This is a genomic window from Hippea alviniae EP5-r, assembly GCF_000420385.1.
GTDB lineage: Bacteria > Campylobacterota_A > Desulfurellia > Desulfurellales > Hippeaceae > Hippea > Hippea alviniae.
This window is the reverse complement of record NZ_ATUV01000002.1, coordinates 359726-374381: the sequence shown is the minus strand read 5'-3', so window position 1 is coordinate 374381 and position 14656 is coordinate 359726. Positions and strand designations below refer to the sequence as shown.

The following is a 14656-nucleotide window of genomic DNA, read 5'->3' as shown; positions in this document are numbered from 1 at the left end:
CATATCACTTTATTGAATAATTTTCATTATTTTTTTCTAATGCATTTTACTCATGTCAAGTGAACCCGAAGGTTTCTTTATAAGGAAAACAGTTGGGATAAGAACAACAAACAGAATGGCACAGAAATAGAAAGAATCATTGAAGGCAAGCATGTAAGCCTGTCTCAGTAATTCCTTGTATATAACGGCATATTGATGCATTACATCGTGCAGCTTTAAAGATAAGACATCAAGAGTGTGGTTAAAGCCATCATTCAGCGGCGTTAAATTCTCAACAAGCCTACTCTGGTGAAACTGGGCTCTTCTTGAAAGTATCGTCATAACAATGGCTGTTCCAAAGCTTCCACCTATGTTTCTTATGAAGTTGAACAAACCAGATGCATTACCCATGTCTTCATTGCTGATATTGGCAAATGTGGCAGCAGCAAGTGGCACAAAGAAGAGCGCTATAGCAAATCCCTGCAATGCTCGTGGGTATATAACATTCCAAAAGTCAGCCTGCAGATTGAAATGAGCCATAATGTTTATAGCAATAGCATTTATGATTAGACTTCCAAGAAGCAGTTTTCTTGGGTCAAAACCCTTCTCAAGCAGTTTTCCCGTCAAAGGCATACCGATTAAGGTCGTTAAGGCTCCAGGTCCGAGCACCAATCCCGCCAAAAATGCCGTATAACCCATCAGGTTTTGAAGGTATAAAGGCAGAAGAACAATTGTTCCAAAAAATCCAAAAAAGCCCAAAAACATAACAAGATTACCGAGTGAATAGTTTCTATCCTTGAAAATTTTAAGATTCACAACGGGATGCTCAACCTTAAGCTCGTTGTATATAAACATAATAAAGCCAACAGCTGAAATTATGGCAAGAGTGGTTATAAATCTGCTTTCAAACCAATCCTTTCTCTGTGCGTTATCAAGCAGAATCTGTAATGCTCCAACGGCAATTGCTAAAAATGCAAGTCCCATATAATCTATGCTTTCTATTTTTTCTTTTGCTTTCTTCAGATACTCCGGGTCAAACACAAACAGCTCTATAAGAAGTATTGATAGTATTCCAACGGGTATATTGATAAAGAATATCCATCTCCAGCCCCAGTTATCTGTAATCCAACCACCAAGCACAGGTCCTAAGATAGGCCCAACAACAACACCCATACCAAATATTGCCATTGCCATACCACGCTGCTCTTTTGGAAAGCTCTCAAGCAGAATAGCTTGAGACAAAGGCTGCAAGCCACCACCTGCTATACCCTGAACAAACCTTGACAAAACCAAAAAGTAAAAAGATGGCGCATATCCGCACAAAAACGAGAAGAAGGTAAAAGCAAAAATAGAGAACATTAGATACTTTTTTCTGCCAAACTTTATAGCTAACCAGCCTGTTATAGGTATGATAATGGCGTTTGAAACCATGTAGGATGTCAAAACCCAAGTTGACTCATCAAGCGAGATGCTCAAAGCTCCACGAATGTGTGGAAGTGAAACATTGACAATCGTTGTATCAACAATCTCCATCAAGGTAGGCAGTATAACGGCTAAGGCTATAATCCACTTGCTGGGCTGCTGATTTTTCTGCATTTACTTCACCAGAACAGTTGTCTCAACAGACATACCAACCCTTAACGGCACATCTGGTTTTTTGTCAAACACAATCTTTACCGGCACTCTTTGGACAACCTTTATCCAATTACCTGATGCATTCTCCGGCGGAAATAGAGAAAACACTTCGCCCGTTCCGTATTGAATTGATGCAACCCTGCCTTCAAACTCCTTCGAAGGATAGGCATCTATCTCTATTTTTACCTTCATACCTGGTTTTATTTTGCCGATTTGAGACTCTTTGTAATTTGCCACAATCCATGCACCACTCTTCGGAACAATGGCGCAGATAGGCAGCTGTGGTGATGCAAACTTGCCAACTTCTATGTTTTTCTTTGTTATGAAACCATCTGCTGGCGCTTTTATGTAAGTATAGGAGAGATTGAGTTCTGCCTGATGCTCGGCTGCTTTTGCCGCTTTTAGAGCTTCTTTTAAGCTATTTAAGGATACTTCAGCCCTTTTTAGAGCATCCTGTTTTGCCTTTAAGGTTGCCTTCAAAACATTGTAATTCGTTAGATACTTCTCATAAGCATCTTTTGATATAACCCTGTTTTTGAACAGCTTTTTTGCCCTTTTAAAATCCCACTCTGCTTTTTTTAACTTTGCAACTACAAGGTTTACTTCTGCTTTTGCAGCTTCTATAGCCGCTTTTGCTTCTTCTATTTTTGCTTCATACAGCGATACATTGGCTTCTGCTCTCTGAAGAGCTATTCTGTAAGGCTTCTGGTCTATAACTGCAAGCACTTTACCTTTTTTTACATACTCGTTATCTCCCATAAACACCTTCTCAATAGTGCCGCTTACCTTTGGGTTAACCCAGTATATATCGTTTGTTATGTATGCATCGTCGGTTGAAATATGCGTTTTTTTGTATTGAATAAAGATAAAAGTGGCAATACCAAAAATCAAAAAAATCCCCAAAACGATAAGTTTCTTCTTGCTCATCCTTCCATCTCCTTCTTCTCAAAGTATTCAAGGCAGTTCTGGGTTATTCTTCTAAGCAAATCGTATGCACATCTCTTCTCATCTTCACTAAAACCCTTAAGCAGAACATCTTCATCCCACTCAAAAGCTCTTTTAAATATAACTTCCTTAACCTGTATGGCTTTTTCTGTTGGATAAAGCAGATGAACTCTCTTATCTTCCCTGCTAACCTTTCTTGTCAAATAACCCTTTTTTATAAGAACCTTTATAGATTTTGCCGTTGTGCTTTTATCTATTCTTAGCTTCTTTGATAACTCTTCCTGCGTTATGCCGGGGTTTTCTATGATATTTATAAAAAATGGTAGCTGACCTGCATTTATCTCATAATCCTTTAAAAACTCGTTGGCATACATCATAGAGTGCCTGTAAAGTATGGAAATCCATTTACCCAAAGGCTCTCTTTTCATATTGTGAATAGTATATAAAAAAAGTTTCAATTGCAACTAATTTATAATTATGCTAAAAAAGAAGCATCACCTAAGTTTGACGGAAGGAGAAAAACCCAGGCGATGCTAAAGGTGGGCAATCAAAGAGTCTTATTGATGGGCATATTAATTATACCAAAACCCATCTATTAGTCAAGAATAAAAAATATTACTTGACAATAGAAGCGGGTGTGATTATTATATTTTAAAATTAAAAGGAGGGCATATCTGATGGACGAAATAAAAGAGATGTTAAGGGCTACTAACCTTAAAGCAACTCCTCAGAGATTAGCTATCTTGGAAGAGATTAAAAAGGCAGGGCATATAGACTTGGAAACAATATACAAAAACATTTCTGAACATTTCCCATCTATGTCCCTTGCCACGGTTTACAAAAATATCCACACACTCAAGAGATACGGTCTTATAAAAGAGCTTGCCATCAGTGGAGCAAAAAGCAAGTATGAGATAGCATTTCAAAAGCCACATCACCATCTTATATGCAAGGTTTGTGGCGATGTCATAGATATAGAGCTTGACACATCATTTTTAGAGAAACAACTTAAAGAGATAAGGGATTTTGAAATATCAAGCTGTGATATATACTGCTACGGTATCTGCAGCAAGTGTAAAAATAAGTCGCAGGGTTAAATAACTCTCTTTAAGTAAAAGGCAGTAAAAGAGTTTGAATTAGCAACTTCAACAGGCGTGCCGGATGCAACAATCTGGCCGCCTTTATCTCCACTATCAGGACCTAAGTCAATGATGTAGTCTGCACTCTTCAAAATATCCAAGTTATGTTCAATTACAATTACGCTATTTCCTGTTTCAACAAGTTTTTTCAGAACTTCTATCAACTTCTTCACATCGTCTGAATGCAGTCCAACGGAAGGTTCATCAAGCAGATACAATGTATGTCCAACAGGCGGGCTTATTAAGTATTTTGCAATCTTGATTCTTTGAGCTTCACCACCAGACAGCGTCGTTGCGGGTTGGCCAAGCTGAATATAACCAAGCCCAACATCCCTTATAATCTCAAGCTTCTTTCTTATCTTGGGCACATTCTCAAAAAACTCATAAGCCTGATTAACCGTCATCTGAAGTACATCGTATATGTTTTTACCCTTGTATTTAACCGACAGCGTCGCTTCATTGTATCTTTTGCCGTCGCACACATCACATTTGACATACACATCGGCCAAAAACTGCATCTCAATCTTTATATACCCTTCACCTTTACACTTCTCACACCTACCACCTTTGACATTAAAGCTAAACCGCGAAGGAGTAAAACCTGCAACCTTTGCATCTTCCGTTTGGGCAAACAGCTCCCTTATGTCAGTAAAGACAGAAGTGTATGTTGCAGGATTGCTTCTTGGAGTTCTGCCTATGGGTGTCTGGTCGATTTTTATAATCTTGTCAATCTTGTTCAGATTCTCTATCGTCTCGCATACATTTAATTTTTTACCCATCTTGTAAGCCATTGCATACTCGTAAAAACAGTCAAAAATAAGACTACTCTTCCCACTGCCAGAAACACCACTAACACAAACAAATACGCCAAGTGGCAGTTCGACATCAATATTCTTCAAATTGTGCACTTTTGCACCTTTTATCCTGATAAAATCCTTTGGCTTTCTGTATGCTTTTGGCGATTCTATTTTCAATTTTCCACTTAAATATTTGCCCGTTAAAGAGTTGTCGTTGCTTTTTATCTCTTCGGGTGTTCCAAAAGCCACAACTTCGCCACCAAGCCTGCCACTTGCAGGACCCATGTCTATTATGTAATCTGCAGATTCGATAATATTCGTATCATGTTCAACCACAACAACTGTATTGTCGTTATCCCTTAATCTCTTCAGTGTTTTTATAAGCCTATCGGTATCCCTTGGATGCAAGCCTATGGATGGTTCGTCAAGCACATAGGTTATACCACTCAAACCGCTACCAGCCTGCGTTGCAAGTCTAATACGCTGAGCTTCACCACCAGAGAGTGTATTGGCTGTCCTATCAAGTGTCAAATAGTCAAGTCCAACATCCACAAGAAACTGAAGTCTTGTCTTTATCTCGTTCAACACTCTTTTAGCTATCTGTTTTTGCTGTTCTGTTAAGCTCTCTTCAACCCTTTTGAAATAATCAAGGGCATCTGAGATTCTCATGCGCGTAACATCGATAATGTTCTTTGAGAGTATTTTGACAGATAGACTCTCTCTATTTAGACGAGCACCGTTGCATGCAGGACATGTTATCTCCTTCATTAGGGCGGTTATCTCGCTTTTTACCTTGATGCTATCAGTCTCAGCAAACTGCTCCTGAATCAAACCTATAACACCTTTCCAAACTTTTCTTACCTTTTTGCCCGGCGAAATCTCAAACACAACAACTTCGTCTGGTTTACCAAGCAGGATTATATCTTTTTCTCTTTCTGAAAGCTCTTCAAACGGCGTGTATATGTCAATGCCAAACTGTTTGCATGCTTCCATTAAAAACTTTTGATAATAGTAATATCTTGGTTTTCTCCACAGCTTCACAACACCTTCTCTGACGGATAAACTCTTATCCGGTATAACCTTATCCAAATCAAGCTGATGTCTCTTGCCAAGTCCAAAACACTCTGGACATGCACCAAGCGGCGAGTTAAAAGAGAAGCTCTGTGGCGTTATCGGCTTGTAATTTATACCGCAGTATGGACAGGCAAAATGCTCGCTGTATAACTCCATCTCACCTGTATCTATATCTTTAACATTCACAATACCTTTGCCGATTTTTAATGCAAGCTCAACAGACTCTGAAACCCTTAGCCTTGCATCTTCTTTAACCTTCAACCTGTCAACAACAAGATAGATATCGTGTTTTTTGTTCTTATCAAGCTCAATCTCTTCTTCCAAAAACCTTTCAACGCCATCAACAATAACCCTTACAAACCCTTCTTTTCTTAATTTTTCAAACTCGTTTTTGAATGTGCCTTTTTTGTTTATGGCAATAGGCGAAAGAATTAGAATCTTCCTTCCTTCTTTTTTCATTATCTCGTTTACGATTGATTGCGGGTCTTGTTTTTCTATCTTTCTTCCGCACTGATAACAGTAAACTTCACCTATGTGTGCAAATAGAAGTCTCATATAGTCGTAAATCTCTGTTATCGTTCCAACGGTTGAGCGTGGGTTTGTTGATATACTCTTCTGGTCTATGCTTATAGCCGGTGATAAACCTTCGATGCTTTCGACATCGGGTTTCTCTATTTTCTCAAGAAACTGTCTGGCATAAGCGCTTAAAGACTCAAGATATCTCCTTTGGCTTTCTGCATACAGCACATCAAAGGCAAGTGTTGATTTGCCGCTTCCAGAAGGTCCTGTTATTACGGTTATCTTGCCTTTTGGTATATCAACATCTATGTTTTTTAGGTTATGAACCTTTGCTTTTCTGATTTTTATGAACTTCATTTACAGAGAGTCTGTATGGTCTTCAATCTCTAAGTCTTCGTTAGAGTCGTATTCCTGATTTAGTGTGTATCCGTAATCTTCGGCTGTTTTGGCAAGGTTTCTGAATGTGGCTATCCTGCTTTCAAACTGCAGTTTAACCGTTCCCTGTGGGCCATTTCTCTGCTTTGCTATGATTATCTCTGCTTTACCCTTATCCTGAGAATTCTTGTTGTACACTTCGTCTCTATATATAAAGATAATCAAATCTGCATCCTGCTCAATAGAGCCAGACTCCCTTAAATCTGCCTGAGTTGGCCTTTTATCTTCTCTATTTTCAACGGCTCTGTTTAGCTGAGATAAAGCTATAACAGGTATGTTAAGCTCTTTTGCAAGGATTTTTAAAGAACGGGAGATTTCAGAAATCTGCTGAGTCCTATTTACAGACGCATTTTTGCCTTCTATGAGCTGAAGATAGTCAATAATGAGAAGGTCTATATCCTTCTCCATTTTAAGCTTTCTTGCCTTTGTTCTTATATCGATAGAAGTAAGAAGCGACGAGTCGTCTATGTAAATCTTGACATGTTTAAGTTTATCTAAAGCCTTAACAACCCTATCCCACTCTTCGCTATCAAAAAAGCCTGTTCTTAGCTTTCCCATGTCAACGCCAGACAGTGTTGCTATCATTCTCATCACAAGCTGTCTTGATGCCATTTCAAGCGAGAAAATGCCAACACTCTTTGAGTAATCCAAAGCAGCATTCAAAGCCACATTCAAGACAAATGATGTCTTGCCCATGCCCGGTCTTCCAGCAATGATTATTAAATCTCCTTCCTGAAAACCGTTGGTTAGCCTATCTAAATCTATAAACCCACTTGGAACGCCTGTTAGAACAGTCTTTCTCTCTTTTAGCTTAAGCAAAAACTCAAGCGTATCTTCTGCCAAATCATCAAGCCCTTTATACCTGCCGGCTCTTTTTCCGACTATCTCAAACAACCTTTTCTCTGCAATATTCAGCACATCTTCAATATCTTCAGGCTCATCATAACAGATAGTCGCAACTTCGTTGGACATGGAGATAAGCTGCCTTAGAATAGACTTCTTTTTGATTATCTCAGCGTAGTATTTTGTGTTTGCAGGTGCAGGTAAAAACTCTGTTATGCTGGTTAAATAATCAGGACCTATCTTTTCAAACAAATCCTTTTCTATTAAAGCGTTTGAAACGGTAACGAAGTCAAAAGGAATACCGTCTGCATAAAGCTCCTTTAAAACCTTAAAAATAGCCGCATTCTTCTCATCATAAAAATCTTCTTCACTAACTATCTCTAAAACTTCACTGATTTTGGAATTATCAAGAAAGAGAGAGCACAAAAGCGCTCTCTCTGCTTCGATTGATTGCGGGTAAGACCTTATTGCATTACTGCTCATCTAATGGACTGACTTTAACTTTAACAGAAGCCTTAATGTCTCTGTAAATTGCTATCTCAACTGTATATTCGCCAACTTCCCTTATGCCACCTTCTGGAAGTCTTATGTTTTTCTTATCTATGCCTTCAGCCTTATCCTTTAGCTGCTCAAAAATCTCGTTTGCCGTAACAGAGCCAAACAGCTTGCCTTTCTCTCCTGCTCTGGCTTTTATCTCTATCTCAACACCATCCAAAGCTTCCTTTATCTTATTTGCTTGGGCAATCTTCTTCTCTATCTTTCTCAAGATAGCTCTTCTTTTCTCTTCAACAAGCTTTAAGTTGCTCTTTGTTGCAGCCAAAGCTAAACCCTTAGGTATAAGGTAATTGTTTGCGTATCCGTCTTTTACTTCCTTTATATCACCTGCGTATCCCAAATTTTCAACATCTTCCAATAGAACGATTTTCATTGTTTCCCCCTTTTTAGCCCTTAAGTTTCCTGCTGATTGTAAATGGCATTAGTGCCATTACACGGGCTCTTTTGATGGCTCTTGTGAGCATTCTCTGATGTTTTGCGCATGTTGATGTTGTCTTTCTGCCGATTATCTTATACCTTTCTGTAACATACTTCATTAATGTATCAACATCCTTGTAATCTATCTCTTCAACCTTGTTTGCACAAAACTGGCAAACCTTCTTTCTTGGGTATCTGAAATATCTCTTTTTCTTTTTATTGTCTGTGCTCATTTAAGTTTGACCTCCACTCTCTTTTTTAAAATGGTATATCTTCATCTTCATCTGGTGCTGGCATGCTTATATCTTCTGCTGTCTCATCCTTAGCCTTTAAAGATAAAAACTGAAAGTTGTTTAAAACAATCTCATGCTTAGACCTTTTCAAACCGTTGGCATCTTCCCATGTTCTGTATCTAAGCCTGCCTTCTAAATAGATCAGAGAACCCTTTTTTAGATACTCTGCAATTGTCTCTGCCTGTCTGCCGAATGCAACAACATCAACAAAGAGCGTCTCTGTTTTCCTGTTGCCCTGTTCATCCTTACCAACAGGCGTGTTGACAGCTATGCCAAATGTTGCAATACCCAAACCTGCCGGCGTGTATCTAAGCTCTGGGTCTCGTGTTAGATTGCCTATGAGCATAATCTTATTCAGATTTGCCATTGTCTTCCTTCTTTGCTTCTGCCTGCTGATACTGCTTCATATCCTTCTTTAACATATTAACATTAATCCACCTAAGCACCGCTTCTTTGATGCGCAGATAGTCTTCAATCTTCTTTGGAACGGTTGGCTCTGCCTTGTAATGAACAAGCACATAATAACCCTGCTTAAATTTTTTAATCGGATAGGCAAGGTTGCGCTTCTGCCACAGCTCGTTTTTGAAAATCTCTCCGCCTTCTGATTTAATCCTTTCGCCCACTTCGTTAATAAACTTGTTCAGCTCTTCTTCTGACATCGTGGGCTGCAACACATACAACAGCTCGTAATACTTCATCAACACCCTCCTTCTGGACTTTTGGCTTTCCACGCCTGTGGAAAGCAAGGATATAGCCTTGTTATGATATACAAATGAAAGAAAAAATCAACTTTAACTTTGCGGCGTTGCAGCAAAAGTGAAGAAGTTTGTCTCAATACCTTTTGCTTTAAATAGAGAAGCTATCTCATTTATTGTTGAACCAGTGGTAAACACATCATCGACAATTATAACCTTTTTACATTTCAACTCTTTTGTAATTCTAAATGCTCCTTTTAGGTTTCTCTTTCTCTCTTTGGCGGATAAACCTACCTGTTTCTTTGTCTGTCTAATCTTTTCAACACAATCAAAACACACCTTTATATCTGTTATTTTGCTTATAGTTTTTGCTAAGACAACCGATTGATTATAGCTTCTTGCTTTTATATCTTTTCTATGCATGGCAACAGGGATAATAAAATCAACACCTTCAAACACATCTAAATCTTTTATGATGCTTGAGAAATAAAAAAGAATGTCAAAAACCCTTGGTTGCTCGTAAAATTTAGCAAACTCAACAATCCTGTTTGATATACCGTCTCTATAGTTAAAAAGTACAAAGCCTTTTGAAAACTGCCTATCGCCTTTTAAACAGTCAATACAAATCGAATTTTCAGAAGCAACAGGACGAGAACAGAACCTGCATCGCGGGAAATTTATGTCAAGTTTTGAGAAACACTCATCGCATAAAAAAGACTTACTCTTTGCTTTGCATACGATACATCTATGTGGGAATACGAGATTTACAATCTCATCTGCCAGACTCAATAATCTTTCTGCACTCGATACAGTATTTTGCCGTTGGTTTTGCCTTCATTCTCTCTATCTCTATCTCTTTGCCACACCTTTTGCAGATACCGTATGTGCCCTTTTCTATATCGTATAGCGACTCTTCTATTTCTCTTAAATGAACTCTATCCTTCTCTATAAGGTCATATATAACCTGCCTGGAATAGACAGCAGATGAGAAATCGCCTTCATCACCCTTTAGCTGGATAGAGTTAACCTTTTGTAGATTCTCTTTTATTCTTGCACTTATCTCTTTTTTTAGACTTAACAACCTATCTTTTAACTCTTCAAGTGTAGCTGCATCCATATCCTTTCCCTCCAGCTAAAAAACTACAAGAATAATCACTATTTTGAGATTTTTGTCAAGAGAATTTTACATCTTCTCTGCTTGATTTTATTCAATCTTTTTTGTAGGATTTCGGCATGAAAAAGTTAATAATTGCACTGTCTCTTGTTGTAGCTATTGTAAGTTTATACTCTTGCGGACACAAAACGGACATAGTCCCACCAAAGGAAGTTTTACTTCTCCACTAAAGGAGAAAAACAGATGAAAAATCCCGTTATAGTCGTGGGTAGTGGTGTTGCTGGTCTAAGGGCAGCAATAGAGTTGCTAAACAATGGTTTTGAAGTTTTACTCTTTTCAAAAAGAGAGATAAATTACTGCAATACGGATAAAGCTCAAGGTGGAATAGCAGTTGTTCTAAACGAAAGCGATAGTTTTGAAAAACACATAGAAGACACACTCAAAGCCGGTGCTGGATTATGCAGAAGAGAATCTGTTGAAGTGCTCGTAAAAGAAGGCCCAGAAAGGGTAAAGGAACTTATAGAGTGGGGTGCAAACTTTGACAAAGACAAAGAAGGCAGACTCGACTTCACAAAGGAAGCAGCACACTCCGTAAACAGAATTCTGCATGCCTTAGGCGATGCGACAGGGCACGAGATAGAAAGAACCTTGATAGAGAGACTGAAGAGATTTGACAATGTAAAACTGCTTGAGAACAGAACAGTTGCGAGACTTCTAACCAAGGACAACAGAGCTATAGGCGTGTTGGCATTTAACACGAAAGAGCAGAAATACGAGACATACTTTGCAAAAGCTGTGATACTCGCAACGGGTGGTTATGCGGCTATATACAAAAATACAACAAACCCAGAGATAACAACGGGCGATGGTATAGCTGCTGCATTCTTATCGGGTGCAGAACTTGAAGATATGGAGTTTGTCCAATTTCATCCAACGGCTTTAAAGCGATACAATGCGCCACAGTTTTTAATCAGCGAGTCTATGCGCGGCGAAGGTGCGATTCTTGTAAACGATAAAGGCGAGCGTTTTATGGAAAAATACCATAGGCTTAAGGAGTTGGCACCAAGAGATGTTGTTGCAAGGTCGATAATATTTGAGATGAGAGAAAGAAGCATAGACAAAGTCTATTTAGATGCAACAAAAATGGGAGTAGAGTTCTTAAAAAAGCGTTTTCCAACCATTTACAACGAATGTCTAAAATACGGCCTTGACATAACGAAGGAAGCAATACCCGTTGCACCTGCTGCACACTATACGATGGGCGGTATAAAAAGCGATATTGACGGAAGAACGAATATATATGGACTGTTTGTTGCGGGTGAGACGGCCTGCAATGGTGTGCATGGCGCAAATAGACTCGCAAGCAACTCGATGCTTGAAGGCCTGGTTTTTGGTAAAAGAGCAGCAGATAGTGCGATGGAGTTTGCAAAAGATGCAGAGATAGAAAGGATAGATGTTGACTTATCCAATATAAGAAGATGCAACAGACAGTTTTTGAAAAAACGCATAGCGGATTTAAGGGAAACTGTTTTCAAAAAGCTGGGTGTTGTAAGGCGTATAAGCGAGATGGAAGAGATATTGGAATGCAGCTGGGCACTATTTTTAAAACAGGATGGGCTTTATTATTGTGAAGAAGGTATAATACTGAGAAACATATCGCTGCTTGCTTCTGCCATAGCATACAGCGGCATATCGAGAAAGGGCAGCGTAGGAGCACACTACTGCGTTGATACGCCACACGCATACGAGAATAAAGAGCATATAACTATAAACATAGGAAAATTACAGGATGAGTTATGAGAGTAATTGACACAATAGGCAACACGCCAATAGTCAAACTAAAAACAGGAATATACGCAAAACTTGAATATTTCAACCCAACGGGCTCGATAAAGGATAGAACAGCCCTTGGCATGCTTGACGATGCAATTAAGAAAGGTTTGATAACAGAAAAGGGCATTGTTGAACCAACAAGCGGCAACACGGGTATATCGCTTGCATTCTTGGGTGCATACTTGAATATTCCTATAACAATTGTGATGCCTGAGAATTTTAGTAAACAGAGAATATCAATAATGGAGAGCTTTGGTGCATTAGTTGTTCTAACAAATGCAGAAGAAGGAATGAAAGGAAGCTTAAAAAAAGCTGAAGAGCTAAAGAAAGAAGGCTATCTGCTTTTAGACCAGTTTTCAAACCCTGCAAATCCAAAGATACACGAACTAACAACTGCCGTTGAAATTGAAAAAGAGTTAAAAATAGATATACTTGTATGTGGCGTTGGGACAGGCGGAACTTTAACGGGCATAGCAAGAAGACTAAAGAAGACGAATCCAAACTTAACCGTTGTTGCTGTTGAACCAGCAGGCAGCCCATTTTTGAGTGAAGGCAGGGCTGGACAACACAAGATTCAAGGGATAGGAGCAGGTTTTTTGCCGAGAGTTTTAGATGTTAGATTGATTGATAGAGTTGAGAAAATCACAGACGAAGAAGCATTTTTGTTTAATGATAAACTTCTAAAAGAAGAAGGCATATTTGCAGGAATATCAAGTGGTGCAGCTTACTGTGCTGCTTTGAAGTTGAAAGATGAGTATCCCAAGAAAACGATTCTCGCCATATTCCCAGACTCAATGGACAGATACATTTAAAAGGCTTATGGACTTGGAAGAGAAACTAAAATACACCTTCAGAAACAAAAATCTCCTAAAGCAGGCAATAACGCACAGGTCGTATGTCAAAGACAAAAGATTATCAAACGAAAGGCTTGAGTTTTTAGGTGATGCAGTTTTGGAGCTTGTGATAACTGAATTTCTGCTAAAAAACTATCCGACAATCGACGAAGGCAGGCTATCAAAAATTAGGGCAGCAAGCGTAAACACAAAAACTCTGTCTCAAATTGCAAGAAGGCTTGGACTGTCTGAGTATATACTTGTTGGGAGAAGTGAGAAGAAGGAAGGCATAACGAATAATGACAGCATACTTGAAGATACATTTGAAGCAATTGTTGGTGCGATATATCAGGATAAAGGACTCGATGCTGCAAGGAGATTTGTTGAGACGATGCTTGCAGATACGATTAGAGAGATTGTTGAGAATGGCGTTATTTTCGACTATAAGACGCATCTTCAAGAGATAACGCAGAAAAGGTTTGGCTGTCTGCCTGAGTATGTAATAGTGAAAGAAGAAGGTGAAGAGCATAATAAAACCTTCTATTGCAATGTTTACATAAAAAACATAGAATATGGTTCTGGAATTGGCAAAAGCAAGAAAGAAGCAGAAAAAAACGCAGCTAAAAAGGCTGTTGAGAGACTAAAGGGAGAAGGAAATGTTTAAGAGCGGGTTTGTTGCTATATTGGGAAAGCCAAATGTTGGAAAATCGACATTGTTGAACTTGTTAATTGGTGAAAAGATAGCTATTGTCTCGCACAAGCCACAGGCAACAAGAAAGTCCGTTAAAGGTATTTTGAACGGAGAAGATTACCAGATAATATTTGTTGATACACCCGGTGTTCATGAGTCTGCAAAAAAGCTCAATCAGGTGATGAAAAAATACATAGACGAAGCATTGGAAGATTTTGATTTGGCTGTTGTTATGACAGATAATAACGGTGAGTTAGACGAAGTTTTGGAAGAATACCTAAACAAAATAAAAGAGAAAAACAAAAAAGCGATACTTGTCATTAACAAGATAGATTTAATGAACAAAGAGCAGATAAAAGATATAAAATCAAAGTTTACATCCATTGCTGACTTTGAAGAGATTTTGGAAGTCTCTCTGACCAATCAACCCGATGCAAAAGAGAAAATATTGGAAGCAATCCTGAAACTCTTACCCGAAGGACCAAGATATTATGAAGATGACATTATAAGCACAGAAACAGAAAGGTTTATTATTGCCGAGATAATCAGAGAAAAGATAATGAACAGCGTAGGGCAGGAAATACCCTATCACATAGCTGTTACGGTTGAAGAGTTCAAATACAGAGAAGAGAAAAATTTATACTATATCAAAGCCAACATAATTGTTGAGAGAAGAGCACACAAGATGATTATTATTGGTTCTGGCGGTAAAAAGATAAAAGAGATAGGTAAACAGGCACGACTTGAGATAGAAAACTTCTTAAAGAGCAAAGTGTATTTAGAGTTGTGGGTTAAAATAAAAGAGCACTGGACGAAGAAAGAAGCACTAATTAAAGAATACATAGACCCAAGGTTCTAA

17 protein-coding genes are annotated in these 14656 nt (G+C 38.6%); 6 read left to right on the top strand and 11 right to left on the bottom strand.

The features are described from left to right. Positions 1–36: 36 nt before the first annotated feature. Genes G415_RS0108650 through G415_RS0108640 form a run of 3 tightly spaced genes read right to left on the bottom strand, consistent with a single transcriptional unit; the run spans position 37 to position 2987 of the window. Positions 37–1575 (bottom strand): DHA2 family efflux MFS transporter permease subunit, encoded by a 1539-nt coding sequence (locus G415_RS0108650; protein ID WP_022671292.1) that lies wholly within the window; start codon positions 1573–1575, stop codon positions 37–39. Continuing rightward, entirely contained in the window at positions 1576–2541 is a 966-nt protein-coding gene (locus tag G415_RS10390) for an HlyD family secretion protein (protein WP_022671291.1), read from the bottom strand. Further along, positions 2538–2987 carry a MarR family winged helix-turn-helix transcriptional regulator gene (locus G415_RS0108640; RefSeq protein WP_081639369.1) on the bottom strand — a complete coding sequence of 150 codons (450 nt, stop codon included), beginning with the start codon at positions 2985–2987 and terminating at the stop codon, positions 2538–2540. The genes G415_RS10390 and G415_RS0108640 overlap by 4 nt, the downstream gene beginning before the upstream one ends. A gap of 30 nt (positions 2988–3017) precedes the next feature. Here G415_RS0108640 and G415_RS11135 point away from each other — a divergent pair, with 30 nt between their 5' ends. Then, complete coding sequence (locus G415_RS11135) at positions 3018–3158, top strand: hypothetical protein (RefSeq protein WP_162138543.1); 141 nt, start codon at positions 3018–3020, stop codon at positions 3156–3158. Between the two features lie 78 nt (positions 3159–3236). After that, a complete protein-coding gene (locus G415_RS0108635) occupies positions 3237–3656 on the top strand; it encodes a Fur family transcriptional regulator (RefSeq protein WP_022671289.1) in 420 nt (139 codons plus the stop codon). Here the strand turns inward: G415_RS0108635 and uvrA are convergent. The 8 genes from uvrA to G415_RS11380 form a co-directional block, all read right to left on the bottom strand. Then, on the bottom strand, positions 3653–6445 hold the full coding sequence (gene uvrA / locus G415_RS0108630) for an excinuclease ABC subunit UvrA (RefSeq protein WP_022671288.1): 2793 nt from the start codon (positions 6443–6445) through the stop codon (positions 3653–3655). The genes G415_RS0108635 and uvrA overlap by 4 nt on opposite strands. Beyond that, positions 6446–7849: a replicative DNA helicase gene (dnaB, locus tag G415_RS10385; protein ID WP_022671287.1), complete on the bottom strand. Its 1404-nt coding sequence runs from the start codon at positions 7847–7849 to the stop codon at positions 6446–6448. It abuts the gene before it with no gap. Beyond that, positions 7839–8294 (bottom strand): 50S ribosomal protein L9, encoded by a 456-nt coding sequence (rplI, locus tag G415_RS0108620; RefSeq protein ID WP_022671286.1) that lies wholly within the window; start codon positions 8292–8294, stop codon positions 7839–7841. Before rplI ends, dnaB begins: the two co-directional genes overlap by 11 nt. A 13-nt stretch (positions 8295–8307) precedes the next feature. Beyond that, a complete protein-coding gene (gene rpsR / locus G415_RS0108615) occupies positions 8308–8571 on the bottom strand; it encodes a 30S ribosomal protein S18 (RefSeq protein WP_022671285.1) in 264 nt (87 codons plus the stop codon). Between the two features lie 25 nt (positions 8572–8596). Further along, on the bottom strand, positions 8597–8998 hold the full coding sequence (locus G415_RS0108610) for a single-stranded DNA-binding protein (RefSeq protein ID WP_022671284.1): 402 nt from the start codon (positions 8996–8998) through the stop codon (positions 8597–8599). Next, entirely contained in the window at positions 8982–9329 is a 348-nt protein-coding gene (gene rpsF / locus G415_RS10380; protein WP_022671283.1) for a 30S ribosomal protein S6, read from the bottom strand. The genes G415_RS0108610 and rpsF overlap by 17 nt, the downstream gene beginning before the upstream one ends. A gap of 93 nt (positions 9330–9422) precedes the next feature. Continuing rightward, positions 9423–10115, bottom strand: a complete 693-nt coding sequence (locus tag G415_RS0108600; protein WP_022671282.1) for a ComF family protein — start codon at positions 10113–10115, stop codon at positions 9423–9425. After that, a complete protein-coding gene (locus tag G415_RS11380) occupies positions 10099–10443 on the bottom strand; it encodes a TraR/DksA family transcriptional regulator (RefSeq protein ID WP_022671281.1) in 345 nt (114 codons plus the stop codon). Before G415_RS11380 ends, G415_RS0108600 begins: the two co-directional genes overlap by 17 nt. A 240-nt stretch (positions 10444–10683) precedes the next feature. Between G415_RS11380 and nadB the strand changes: the two genes are divergently transcribed. Genes nadB through era form a run of 4 tightly spaced genes read left to right on the top strand, consistent with a single transcriptional unit; the run spans position 10684 to position 14656 of the window. Then, on the top strand, positions 10684–12240 hold the full coding sequence (gene nadB, locus G415_RS0108585; protein WP_022671279.1) for an L-aspartate oxidase: 1557 nt from the start codon (positions 10684–10686) through the stop codon (positions 12238–12240). Then, the gene (locus tag G415_RS0108580; protein WP_022671278.1) at positions 12237–13085 is read left to right on the top strand and encodes a PLP-dependent cysteine synthase family protein; all 849 of its coding nucleotides are present in this window, start codon (positions 12237–12239) and stop codon (positions 13083–13085) included. Before nadB ends, G415_RS0108580 begins: the two co-directional genes overlap by 4 nt. Continuing rightward, positions 13024–13770, top strand: coding sequence for a ribonuclease III (gene rnc / locus G415_RS0108575; protein ID WP_081639368.1), 747 nt, complete (start codon positions 13024–13026; stop codon positions 13768–13770). Before G415_RS0108580 ends, rnc begins: the two co-directional genes overlap by 62 nt. Continuing rightward, positions 13763–14656 (top strand): GTPase Era, encoded by an 894-nt coding sequence (era, locus tag G415_RS0108570; protein ID WP_022671276.1) that lies wholly within the window; start codon positions 13763–13765, stop codon positions 14654–14656. The genes rnc and era overlap by 8 nt, the downstream gene beginning before the upstream one ends.